At 74.5% G+C, this 11,317-nt stretch carries 9 protein-coding genes; 4 read left to right on the top strand and 5 right to left on the bottom strand.

From position 1 onward, the window contains the following. Nucleotides 1-20 precede the first annotated feature (20 nt). Together MLV88_RS12165 and MLV88_RS12160 are read right to left on the bottom strand one after the other, a co-directional pair. Nucleotides 21-998, bottom strand: coding sequence for a BON domain-containing protein (locus MLV88_RS12165; protein WP_242361873.1), 978 nt, complete (start codon nucleotides 996-998; stop codon nucleotides 21-23). Between the two features lie 241 nt (nucleotides 999-1,239). After that, entirely contained in the window at nucleotides 1,240-1,593 is a 354-nt protein-coding gene (locus tag MLV88_RS12160) for a hypothetical protein (protein ID WP_242341123.1), read from the bottom strand. 92 nt (nucleotides 1,594-1,685) lie between these two features. Between MLV88_RS12160 and MLV88_RS12155 the strand changes: the two genes are divergently transcribed. Beyond that, nucleotides 1,686-1,973: a P-loop NTPase family protein gene (locus tag MLV88_RS12155; protein WP_242341122.1), complete on the top strand. Its 288-nt coding sequence runs from the start codon at nucleotides 1,686-1,688 to the stop codon at nucleotides 1,971-1,973. 44 nt (nucleotides 1,974-2,017) lie between these two features. On the opposite strand, the gene MLV88_RS12150 is transcribed toward MLV88_RS12155, so the two are convergent. Further along, nucleotides 2,018-4,105, bottom strand: a complete 2,088-nt coding sequence (locus tag MLV88_RS12150; protein WP_242341121.1) for a hypothetical protein — start codon at nucleotides 4,103-4,105, stop codon at nucleotides 2,018-2,020. Nucleotides 4,106-4,220: 115 nt separating this feature from the next. On the opposite strand from MLV88_RS12150, the gene MLV88_RS12145 reads away from it, so the two are divergent. After that, the gene (locus tag MLV88_RS12145; RefSeq protein WP_242341120.1) at nucleotides 4,221-5,675 is read left to right on the top strand and encodes an MDR family MFS transporter; all 1,455 of its coding nucleotides are present in this window, start codon (nucleotides 4,221-4,223) and stop codon (nucleotides 5,673-5,675) included. 14 nt (nucleotides 5,676-5,689) lie between these two features. Here MLV88_RS12145 and MLV88_RS12140 read toward each other — a convergent pair whose 3' ends face one another. Both MLV88_RS12140 and MLV88_RS12135 read right to left on the bottom strand, forming a co-directional pair. After that, nucleotides 5,690-6,856, bottom strand: a complete 1,167-nt coding sequence (locus tag MLV88_RS12140) for a cystathionine gamma-synthase (protein ID WP_242341119.1) — start codon at nucleotides 6,854-6,856, stop codon at nucleotides 5,690-5,692. Between the two features lie 43 nt (nucleotides 6,857-6,899). Continuing rightward, on the bottom strand, nucleotides 6,900-8,279 hold the full coding sequence (locus tag MLV88_RS12135) for a pyridoxal-phosphate dependent enzyme (RefSeq protein ID WP_242341118.1): 1,380 nt from the start codon (nucleotides 8,277-8,279) through the stop codon (nucleotides 6,900-6,902). 120 nt (nucleotides 8,280-8,399) lie between these two features. On the opposite strand from MLV88_RS12135, the gene MLV88_RS12130 reads away from it, so the two are divergent. Continuing rightward, on the top strand, nucleotides 8,400-9,440 hold the full coding sequence (locus MLV88_RS12130; RefSeq protein WP_242341117.1) for an aminoglycoside phosphotransferase family protein: 1,041 nt from the start codon (nucleotides 8,400-8,402) through the stop codon (nucleotides 9,438-9,440). Nucleotides 9,441-9,685: 245 nt separating this feature from the next. Then, on the top strand, nucleotides 9,686-11,317 hold a 1,632-nt coding region (locus MLV88_RS12125; RefSeq protein WP_243337598.1), incomplete at its 3' end, for a methyl-accepting chemotaxis protein.

Below are 11,317 nucleotides of genomic sequence, written 5' to 3'. Positions count from 1 at the left end.
CGCCGCGGCCCGAGCTTCGCCTATCGCTCCTCGTCCTCGTGCGGCAGCGCCGCCCCGAGGTCCTCCTCGCGGACGTGGGCGTCCTTGGGCGGGGCGGAGAAGCCCTCGTGCGGCGCGACGTGCACGAGCTCGTGCTCCGCGACGTCCTCCGCCGCGCCTCCCTCACCGGACCTCCCCGCCTGCGCGTGCAGATCGGGCCTGTCGACGCGCCCGGGCCGGAGCGGGTCGGGCCGCGCCGACGCGAGGCCCGGCTCGAGCTCCGCGGGGCTCTTCACCTCGTGGACCTCCGGCGCGCGCCGCGACCGAGCCTGCGCGCCGGCGGGCGTGGTCCGGCCGCGCCCCGCGAGCGCCGCCTCCTCGCGCGCGTCGGCGCGCCGCGACTCGCCGGCGTCGCCGAGGACGCGCCCGAGCAGCGACGCGCCGACGAGCCCGGCGGGGATCCGGCCGAGCCCGCCGCGGAGCAGGGCGCGCCCGACGAGGAACGCGCCCGCGGCCCCCGCCGCGAGGCGGTAGGCGGGCGAGGAGATGGGCAGGATCGCGCCGCGGGCACGCCGGCGCGGGCCGAGGCCCTGGAGCGCCCGCACGTCCGCGGTCTCGTGGGACTTCATCCGGTCGTGCACCCGGCGGACCCCGCGCACCATGCGCACGCCGGCGAGGAGCGCCGCATGCTCGACGCTGAACACCGGCCCCTCGAGCACCACCTCGCCGTCGTTCGCGGTCACGCGGATCGCGTGCGCGTGGTCGGTGAGGTGTCCGAGCCGCGCGCGGACCCGCTCCGCCAGGACGTCGTCGTCGGGGAGCTCGTGCGCGAGGCGCGCCCGCGCTTCGTGCGCCGCGCCGGCCGCGCGATGGCCGAGGTCGCGCGCCCCGCTCTCGACGAAGTCCTCCGCGTCGTGGAGCGCGCGCCCCGCGCTGCGGGCGAGCACGCCACGCCTGCGGGGATCGGCCATCCACGCGAGGCCTGCGCCCGCCGCCACCACCCCGAGTCCGCCCATCATCCACGCGCCGCGTCCCCGCCTCCCGCCCATCGGTCCCTCCCGCGCGATCCGAACAGAGCCTAACCACGGGGCGTCGCGCGGCGCACCGGCGGCGCGGAGGTTCCGGCAGGAGGCGTCCCGCTGCGAAGGACGCTCGACCGCCGGCCCCGGCGCCGGGGTGTCCGGGAGCGGGCCCTTGCGTCGGAGCCGCCCGCCCGCTCGCCGGCCCGCGAAGGGAGCGCGAGCGCCACGCTCGACCTGCTCACTGCCCGATGTCGCCCGGGTCCTCCCCGTAGAGGAGCGGGTAGTCGGAGCGTTCGCCCAGGAGCTCGGGCGCCTCCTCGGGGGTCGGGTCGCGCACCGGCGGAGAGATCTCCGGAGCGGCACCGCGCCGGCCTGGCACCTGCTGCTCCGGCTCCGCCCTCGGTGGAGCGTTCACGTCGGCGCCCACCTCGCGGCCGGGCGTCCGCCCCTCCTGCTCCGGCCGCCCGGGAATCGTCACGTCCGCGGGGGCGTGCGCCCCGCCGGCCGGTACGCTCGCCCCGCCGGTCTCCCGACGCTGCGCCGCCCTCGCCGCCGCATCCGCCGCGCTGTCGGTCCATTCGTTGTTGGCCATGGGAGGACGATGCGCATCGGAGGCGCCCGCGGCGGGGCGTGCGCGTGGGGGCTCGAGCGTTATGGATCTCACTCGCGTCGAGGAGGCCTCACATGCTGCGCGCCACGCAGGCGGTCACGGAGATCCGGCACTGGGCCGAGGCGAGGCGCGGCCGGCCGTGCCGCGACGAGGCGAGCGGGCGGCTGTGGATCGCGCTGCCCGGAGAACCGTGCGACGCGCGCGACGTCGGCTGGGACGAGTTCGAGGTGACGTTCCGCGTGAACGGCCTCGTGTTCATGTACGACGACGCGCCCGGAGCGCGGCGCATGTTCATCGGCACGGCCGACGCGGCGCGCGCGTGGATGTGCGGAGGCGCCCGGGACGTCGCCGCGCGGGCCTGAACGATCCCGCGCCGGCCGGCTGCTGCCGCCGGCTCCGAGGGACCTCAGCTCCGCTCGAGCGCGCGCGCCGCGGCGCGGATGAGCGGCTGCGCCGAGACCGGCTCGCCCGTCGCGCCCTTCATCCAGAGGTCGGGCGCGAGGGTCCCCTGGATCGTGATGCGCTCGATCTCGTCGCCGAGCCGCTTGCCCGGCGGGAGCTTCTCGAGGTGCTCCTCGAGCTGCGCCGCGATGAGGTGGCCGATGGGGTAGTCGGGCAGGTAGAGCAGGTTCGAGACGAGGTGCGAGTAGATCGCCAGGATGAGCACGTCCCGCACGCCGAACACCGGCGCGTACCAGCGATTCCACACGTCTCGCGCGAGGCGCAGCGTCGCCTCGCGCAGCTCGGCCGGCGTCGCCTTCGGGTGGTCGTACATCCAGTGCCACATGCCGAGGTCGACGAGCGCCACCCCGGCGATCTCGTACGCGGCCCAGAGGTCGTTCAGCGCGAGGACCCGCTTCGCGTCGGCAGACGGCGGCGGGAGCCCCAGCACCTCGAGGTCGCGCGCCTGGAAGACGAACGCGATCGCCTCCGTGAAGGCGGTGTTGGGGACGCCGCGCAGGAGGGTGTGGTCGACGCCGTAGAGCGAGAACGTCTGCTCGACGTTGTGGCCGAGCTCGTGGATCGCGATGTTGAAGCCCTTGTAGTCCATGCCGTCCGCACCGACGCGCGTGCGCAGGTGGGCCTGGTCGCCGCGGCGGGCCGCCTCCATCGCGTGGCCGGAGCCGCGGGCGGGATCGACCGCGATGTGGGCCGAAAGGAAGCGGGACTTCTCCTCCGAGAAGCCGAGCTTCTGCAGCGTGACCGGCAGCTCCGTCGCGAACGCAAGCGCGGAGGGGTAGCGGCTCCGCGTCAGCCGGTCGAGGTCCGCCTCGGACCGCTCGATGCGCGGCTTGAACCCGGCGTACCAGACGTCGAACGGCTCGAGCTTGCGCCCGAGGCGCTGCTCCACGAGCCGCGCGATGCGCCCGATCTCGGGGGCGCCCAGCACCTCCTCCAGCATCGCGACGACCCGCGCCTCCGGGATCTCGCGCTCGAGCTCGAACTTCCGCGCGATGTAGGTGGGGGCGGAGGGCGAGTAGGGATCGGCCGCCTTCACCGCGCGGAAGTTCGCGAGGATCTTCGCGTAGCGGGTGTCCGGCTCGCGCGCCGCGGAGGCCTTCGCGGCCGCCGCGCGCGGGGCGGCGCCCGGCTCGACCGTCTCGGCGGGCGCGGGGCGCACCTCGTTCGTGAACGGGTTCCAGTCCACCGCGGGATCGTTCACGACCGCCGCGGGGATCGTCTGCGTGACGATCCGCTCCATCGCCTTCGCGATCACGCGCTGGCGCGCGAGGCCGTCCGGCTGCGCGTACTGCGCCTTGAGCTCGTCCCGCAGGTTCCAGTGGGACAGGAGCCGCTTCCCCTTGGGGAAGAGGCGCTGCCCGTCCTCGGCGAGCACGTGGTGCATGAAGAGGTTGTAGTCGGCGATGTAGAGGTCGGCGTCCGCCGAGGCGCGGGCGATGCCCTGGTTCACCGCCGCCGGCACGCGCCGCGCGAAGCGGTTCGCGAGCCGCGCCTCGGCCCAGGCGCGCCGCGACCAGCCCGCGCCGGCCGAGAGCCGCTCGTCGAGCGTGGTGAGCGGGAAGTTGAGGAGCGCCACGAACGCGACCTTGCCCTCGAAGAGGTCGTCGATCGCGTGGGCCGAGGCGTCGTAGGCGGCGAGGAGCGCGTCCACCGGCCGCATCGGCCCCTCGTCGAGCTGGGCGTAGCGCGACAGCTCGCGGGAGATCTCGAGGGCGTGCCCGTCGAGCGCCTCGAACGACGCCTCGAGGCGCGCAAACGTCGCGTCGAGCGCCTCGCCCGCGGGGAGGAAGTGCTCGGCGCAGAACGCCTCGAACGCCTTCGCGTCCCCGTCGGCGGGCCGCCAGAACGCGGCGGCCTGGGCGACGCCGCGCTCGGCCCGCGCGCGCTCGGCCTCGCCGTGCCTCGCCACGAGCGCCTTCACGGCGCGGGCCGCGGCGGGGCGGAGCGCCTGCGGCGGGGGAGGGATCGCGGGGCGGGAGGGCGGGAGGGCGAGGGCCATGAGCGTGAGCACGGTCGCGGCGGGGGAGACCATGCGCGGCAATGTAGCGCGGAACGTGCGCTGCGCCAGGGAAGGCGCAGCCCGCGGGGATGCGCGCGGTGGGGCCGGATTGACCTTCTCGCCAGGCGGCGCTAAGGGGTCCGCCTCCATGCGCGCGACGAGCCGTCCCCTCACCGTGGTCTCCGTGCTCCTCGGCACGTTCCTCGCCGCCATGGAGATGACGGTCGTCTCGACGGCGATGCCGACGGTGGTCGGCGAGCTCGGCGGGCTCGCCCTCTACGCCTGGGCCTTCGCCGCGTACATGCTCACCGCGACGGTCACGGTGCCCATCCACGGCAAGCTCGCGGACCTCCACGGCCGCAAGCCCGTACTCCTCGCGGGGATCGCGCTCTTCCTGCTCGGGTCGAGCGGGTGCGGCTTCGCCGGGAGCATGGGCGCGCTCATCGCGTGGCGCGCCATCCAGGGCCTCGGCGCGGGCGCGATCCAGCCGGTCTCGCTCACGATCATCGGCGACCTGTTCGAGCTCCGCGAGCGCGCGCGCATGCAGGGCATCTTCGGCGCGGTGTGGGGGATCGCGGGCCTCGTCGGGCCGGTGCTCGGCGGCGCCATCGTCCACACGCTCGGGTGGCGCTGGATCTTCTGGGTGAACCTGCCCTTCGGCCTCGCGAGCGCCGCGGTGCTGGCGGTCGCCTACCACGAGCGCCCCGAGCGCCACCCGCACCGGCTCGATCTCGGCGGCGCCGCGCTCCTCTCCGTGGCGGTCGTGGCGCTCCTCGCCGCGGCGCGCTCGAGCGCGGCGGGGCTCGCGGCGCTCCCCGTCGCGGCGGCCGCGCTCGCGGCGTTCCTCGTGGTGGAGCGGCGCGCGCCCGAGCCGCTCCTCCCGCTCGATCTCTTCGCGCAGCGGGTGATGGCGGTCTCGTCCGCGACCGGCGCGCTGCTCGGCGCGGCCATGCTCGCGATGGTCACCTACGTGCCGCTCTGGGTGCAGGCCATCCTGGGCGGCTCGCCCACCACCGCGGGCGCGGCCATCGCGCCGATGGCCGTCGGCTGGCCCCTCGCGAGCACGCTCGCGGGCCGGCTCCTGCCGCGCCTCGGGTACCGGCGGCTCCTGCTCGGCGGCCTGGCGACGAGCGCGGTCGCGGGTGCGGGGCTGGCGCTGCTCCTCAGGCCCGGGACGAGCGTGCTCGTGCCGCAGGTCCTCACCTTCGCGTACGGCGTCGGGCTCGGGCTCGCCAACACGCCGCTCATCCTCGCGGTGCAGACGAGCGTGGCCTGGAACCGGCGCGGCGTGGCCACCGCGAGCACCCTGTTCTTCCGGACGATCGGCGGCACGCTCTCGGTCGGCCTCCTCGGCGCCGTGCTCGCGGCGGCCCTCGGCCGCGCCGGCGCCGCGCCGGGCGTCGCCGAGAAGCTGCTCGGCGCCGAGCGCGCCTCGCTCGCGCCGGCGGAGATCGCCGCGGTGGGCGGCGCGCTGCAGGGGGCGATGGGCGTCGTGTTCTGGAGCGTCGCCGGCATCGCGGCGACGGCGCTCCTCGTCGCGACGCGCTTCCCGCGCCTCCCGGTGAGCAGCGCCGCGCCCGAGGCGGCGCGGGCGGAGGGCTGAGCCGGACGGCGGAGCTACGCCCGCTTCGCCGCCGCGAAGCCGCGCTCGAGGTCCGCGAGCAGGTCGTCCGCGCGCTCGATGCCGGCCGAGACGCGGATGAACCCGTCCGCGATGCCGAGCGCCTCGCGCGTCTCCTTCGGCACCGACGCGTGCGTCATGATGGCCGGGTGCTCGATGAGGCTCTCGACGCCGCCGAGCGACTCCGCGCACGCGAAGATGCGCACGTTCTGGAGGAAGGCGCGCGCCGCGTCGAGGCCGCCGCGGATGACGAACGTCAGCATGCCGCCGAACCCCGTCATCTGCCGGCGGGCGAGCGCGTGCTGCGAGTGCGAGGGGAGGCCGGGGTAGGTGACGCGCTCGACCTGGGGGTGGCTCTCGAGCCAGCGCGCGATCGCGAGCGCGTTCTCGGCGTGCCGGTCCATCCGGACGTGCAGGGTCTTGAGCCCGCGCAGCACGAGGAAGCTGTCCATGGGCGAGGGCACGCCGCCGACCGCGTTCTGCAGGAACTTGAGGCGCTCGTGGAGCTCCGGGTCGTTCGTGGCCGCGGCCCCGCCGATCACGTCGGAGTGGCCGTTCAGGTACTTCGTCGTCGAGTGCGCGACGAGGTCGATGCCGTGCGCGAGCGGCCGCTGGAAGTACGGGGTGGCGAAGGTGTTGTCGACCACCGTGCGCGCGCCGTGCGCGCGGGCGATGGCGGCCACCGCCGCGAGGTCCACGATCTTCAGCATCGGATTCGTGGGGCTCTCGATCCAGACGAGCTTCGTGCGCGGCGTGAGCGCGCGCTCGACGTTCCGCGCGTCGCTCATGTCGACGTACGTGAACGAGAGGCCGTGCCGGCGGTAGACCTTGTCGAAGATGCGGAAGGTGCCGCCGTACACGTCGTCGGAGGCGACGACGTGGTCGCCCGCGTCGAGGAGGTGGAGGATCGCGTCGGTGGCGGCGAGCCCGGAGGCGAACGCGAGCCCGTGGCGCGCGCCCTCGAGCGCGGCGAGGCAGTCCTGCAGCGCGTGCCGGGTCGGGTTCTGCGTGCGGGAGTACTCGAAGCCCTTGTGGACGCCCGGGCTCTCCTGCACGTACGTCGAGGTGAGGTAGACGGGCGTCATGATCGCGCCCGTCGTGGGGTCCGGGGACTGACCGGCGTGGATGGCGAGGGTCTCGAACGAGAGCTTCCGGTCGTCCATGTGCGTGTGCCTCCTGCGACGGCTCTCCGACGGTCGAGCGCGCCTACTTGAGCCGCTCGCCCAGGAACTCGATGAGGTCGATCTTCGTGACGATGCCCGTCACGCGGTCGCCCTCCTTCACCACCGCGACGTGGTCGTCGTTGAAGATGTCGCGCAGGCGCCCGACGGGCGTGTCGGCGCCGACGACGCCCTGCAGCGGCTGGACGAGCGGCTCGACCTGCTCGGTGAGCCGGTGCTTCCCCTCGATGAGGAAGTTGAGCAGGTCGTACTCGTGGATCATCCCGATGGCGCGGCCCGCGTCGTCGACCACGGGCATCTGGGAGATGTCGTGCTCCTTCATCGCCCGGACCACCACCTCGACCTTGTCGGTCTTGCGCGCGGTGATCACCTCGCCGCGCCGGCGCCCGAGCACGTCCTTCACGGTGGCGCTCGCGACCGGCTCCGCGCCGTCGAGGGCGAAGCCGTTGTCGCGCATCCACTCGTCCGAGTACATCTTCGAGATGTAGGCGCGGCCGCCGTCGGGGAGGGGCACGACGATGGTCTTCCCCTTGCCGAGCTCGCGGGCGAGCTGCACGGCCACGTGGACGGCGGCGCCCGAGGAGCCGCCGGCGAAGATGCCCTCCTCGCGGGCGAGGCGGCGACCCATCGTGAACGCCTGCTGGTCGTTCACCTGGCGCACGTCGTCGAGGACCGACAGGTCCATGGCCCCGCACATCATGTCCTCGCCGATCCCCTCCACCTTGTAGACGTGCGGCTGCGAGAGCTTCCCGGTCTTGAACATCGAGTGGTAGACGGAGCCGATCGGGTCCGCGCCGACGTTCAGGATCCTGGGGTTCTTCTCCTTGAAGTACTTCCCGCACCCGCTCATCGTCCCGCCGGTGCCGAGCCCCGCGACGAAGGCGTCGAGCTGCCCGCCCGTCTGCTCCCAGATCTCGGGCGCGGTGCTCCGGTAGTGCGCCTCGATGTTGTCCACGTTGTGGTACTGGTTCAGGTAGAAGCTGTTCGGCGTCTCCGCCGCGATGCGCTTCGCGACCGAGTAGTAGCTGTCCGGCGAGTCGGCGGGCACGTTCGTCGGCGTGATGACGACCTGGGCGCCGAACGCCTTCAGCGTGTCCTGCTTCTCCTTCGACATCTTGTCCGGCATCGTGAAGATGCAGCGGTAGCCCTTCACCGCCGCCGCGATGGCGACGCCGACGCCGGTGTTCCCGCTCGTGTTCTCGACGATGGTGCCGCCCTTGCGGAGGAGCCCCGCCTTCTCCGCCTTCTCGATGATGTGCACCGCCATCCGGTCCTTGATGGAGCCGCCCGGGTTCAGGTACTCGAGCTTCACGAGCACCGTCGCGTCCTCGGGACCGACGAGCTTGCGGAGCCGGACGAGCGGGGTGTGGCCGATCGCGGAGAGGACGTCTTCGTGGTAGGGCATGGGCGCTCCGTCCAGGCCGCCGCGGCAGATCGGCCGGTGACCGCGCGTTATAGGCAGGCGGTTCCAGCCCCGTCAACGCGACCCGCCGGCTCCGGACGACGGGCAGGAGAGACGACCCAGATGAACGATCCCCTGACGGAAGCGCGCCTCCGCGGCGCGATCGCGCGCGCGACCGGCCGCGCCACCGGCGACGTGCCGGTCCGGCGCCTCGCGGGCCATGCTTCGCTGCGGAGCTACTGGCGCGTCGGCGCGCCCCCCGCCTCCCACGTCGTGATGGTGCTCCCGCCCGACGCGAAGCCCGAGGAGGTGACGAAGGGCGGGGCGCCCGCCGAGAACCCGTTCGTCGACGTGCAGCGCTACCTCGCCTCCCTGGGCGTCCGGGTCCCGCGCATCCTCTCCTTCGACGAGGCGGAGGGGCTCATGGTCCTCGAGGACCTCGGCGACGACATGCTGGAGACGCGGCTGCTCGCCGGCGACCCGAAGGCGCCGCTCTACGAGCGCGCGGTCGACCAGCTCGCGCGGCTCCGCGCCGCCGCCGAGGCGCGCCCCGCGGGCTCGATCGCGTTCACGCGCAGCTTCGACTTCGACCTCTACCGCTGGGAGCTCGATCACTTCCGCGAGTGGCTGCTCGAGGCCTGGAAGGGCGCGACGCTCACGCCGGGCGAGCGCGAGGTGGTGGACCGCGACTTCGACCGGATCGCCCGCGCCCTCGACGCGGAGCCCAAGGGATTCACTCACCGAGACTACCAGTCGCGAAACCTCATGGTCCTGCCCGGCGGCGAGCAGGCGGTGATCGACTTCCAGGACGCGCTCCTCGGCCCGCGCCAGTACGATCTCGTCGCGCTCCTGCGCGACAGCTACGTCGAGCTCGAGGGCGCGTTCGTCGAGGCGATGCTCCGCCGCTACCTCGACCGCCTCGCCGCCGAGGGCGGGCCGCGCCTCGCGTACGAGCCCTTCCGCGAGGTGTTCGACCTCCTCACGGTGCAGCGCAAGCTCAAGGACGCGGGCCGCTTCGTCTTCATCGACCGCGTGAAGGGGAACCCCGGCTTCCTCGTCTCCATCCCCGCCTCGCTGCGCTACGTGCGCGACGCGCTCGCGCGGCGGCCCGACCTCGCCGAGCTCCGAGGGGTGCTCGCGCGGCACGTGCCCGAGCTCGCCTGACGCCGCCTTTTGCGCGAGCGGTCTCGCCGCTGCGCCCGTCGCTCGTAGGGCCCTGGGACGCTGCCTTGGCCCCGACCGGGGACCCAGGGTAGGTGTTCACCCGGACACCGCGGACCGGGGACGGCTGCGCCAACGTGGCGAAGTCACTGACGGATTCGGCGCGGCCGCTGCGGTCGAATGCCGCGTCGCGGCGGCACGTGCCCCGCAAAGGGGTCCCGCGCGGCACGCAGCCGCGGGAGGACCACGTGAAGAACCTCAGCATCGGGACGCGCCTCACCGTCGCATTCGGGATCCTGTGCGCGTTTCTCGTCGGCGTCGGGGGCCTCGGGCTCCGCGCCATGGCCGACATGCACCGGCTGAACGAGGAGATCGCGCGCGGAGTCTGGACGAAGGCGCAGCTCGCCCATGCCCTCGAGAAGGAGGCGCGCGCGATCTCCACGTTCGCCGACGAGATGCTGCTCGCCGACGACGCCGCCGGGGTCCGCACCGCGGTCGCCGGCCTCGACGAGGCGCGGCGCCGGGCCGAGGAGCTCCGCGGCCGGCTCGCGAAGCTCGCCGGCGAGGGCGACCTGCGCGCCCTCGGGGAGACGCAGCGCCTGCTCGGCGAGGTCGAGCTCCACCACGAGCGTGTCGAGCGGCTCCTCGAGTCGGGCGATCGTGCCGGGGCGGTCCGGGCCATGGAGACCGAGCTCGACCCGGGGCTCGAGCGGCTCGCGGAGACCTGCGGCGGGATCGTCGCGGGCGCGGAGGCCGGCATGGAGGCCGCCATGGTCCGCCAGGACGCGGCCTACGCCGACGCCCGCGCGCTGGCGCTCGCCCTCGTCGGGGCGGCGCTCGTGATCGCGGCGCTGTTCGCGGCCCTCGTGACCCGCTCGGTGACGGTGCCGCTCGCCGGCGCGGTCGAAGCGGCGCAGCGGATCGCGGGCGGCGACCTCACGCTGCGGCTCGCGGTGGACCGGCGGGACGAGGTCGGGCGGCTGCAGGCGGCCATGGCCGACATGACGGCGCGGCTCGCGCAGGTCATCGGCGAGGTCCGCGCCGGCGCCGAGGCGCTCTCGAGCGCGTCCGCCCAGGTCTCCGAGACCTCGCAGGCGCTCTCGCAGGGCACCGGCGAGCAGGCCGCGAGCGTGGAGGAGACGACGAGCTCGCTCGAGGAGATGAACGCGTCGATCTCGCGCAACGCCGAGAGCTCCCTGCACACCGAGACGACCGCGCGGGAGGGCGCGCAGAACGCGGAGGAGGGCGGCGCGGCGGTCCGCGAGACCGTGGTGGCCATGCGCGGCATCGCCGAGCGGGTCTCGATCGTCGAGGAGATCGCCTACCAGACCAACCTGCTCGCGCTGAACGCCGCGATCGAGGCGGCGCGCGCGGGCGATCACGGCAAGGGCTTCGCGGTGGTCGCGACCGAGGTGCGCAAGCTCGCGGAGCGGTCGCAGAAGGCGGCGAAGGAGATCGGCGCGATGGCGGGGTCGAGCGTCGGCGTCGCCGAGCGCTCCGGGGGGCTCATCTCCGCGCTCGTGCCGGCCATCCGGCGCACCGCCGAGCTCGTCCAGGAGGTCGCGGCCGCGTCGCAGGAGCAGTCGCAGGGCGTGGAGCAGGTCGCCCGCGCGATGGCGGTCGTCGATCAGGTCACGCAGCGGAACGCGTCCGCCGCGGAGGAGCTCAGCTCGACCGCGGAGGAGATGGCCTCCCAGGCCGAGGCGCTCCAGCAGCTCACCCGCTTCTTCCAGGTGCCCGGGCTCGCCTCGGCCCGGCCGGCAGCCGCCGCGCCGGGGGCGCCCGCGAGGCAGCAGGGCCTCGCGGCCGCGCCGGGCCCCGCCAGGGCGGCCGCGCCGCGCGCGAGGCCGGCCCCCGCGCTCCCGGCCGTCACCGCGGCC

Source organism: Anaeromyxobacter soli, assembly GCF_022808855.1.
Lineage (GTDB): Bacteria > Myxococcota > Myxococcia > Myxococcales > Anaeromyxobacteraceae > Anaeromyxobacter > Anaeromyxobacter soli.
This window is presented reverse-complemented; position numbering and strand designations above follow the sequence as displayed.

Excerpts from the sequence above, each read along its gene's own strand:
- MLV88_RS12135 (WP_242341118.1), bottom strand. The coding sequence starts at position 8,279 with ATGCCCTACCACGAAGACGTCCTCTCCGCGATCGGCCACACCCCGCTC.
- MLV88_RS12155 (WP_242341122.1), top strand. The coding sequence starts at position 1,686 with ATGCTGCGCGCCACGCAGGCGGTCACGGAGATCCGGCACTGGGCCGAG.
- MLV88_RS12130 (WP_242341117.1), top strand. The coding sequence starts at position 8,400 with ATGAACGATCCCCTGACGGAAGCGCGCCTCCGCGGCGCGATCGCGCGC.
- MLV88_RS12140 (WP_242341119.1), bottom strand. The coding sequence starts at position 6,856 with ATGGACGACCGGAAGCTCTCGTTCGAGACCCTCGCCATCCACGCCGGT.
- MLV88_RS12145 (WP_242341120.1), top strand. The coding sequence starts at position 4,221 with ATGCGCGCGACGAGCCGTCCCCTCACCGTGGTCTCCGTGCTCCTCGGC.
- MLV88_RS12150 (WP_242341121.1), bottom strand. The coding sequence starts at position 4,105 with ATGGTCTCCCCCGCCGCGACCGTGCTCACGCTCATGGCCCTCGCCCTC.
- MLV88_RS12160 (WP_242341123.1), bottom strand. The coding sequence starts at position 1,593 with ATGGCCAACAACGAATGGACCGACAGCGCGGCGGATGCGGCGGCGAGG.
- MLV88_RS12165 (WP_242361873.1), bottom strand. The coding sequence starts at position 998 with ATGATGGGCGGACTCGGGGTGGTGGCGGCGGGCGCAGGCCTCGCGTGG.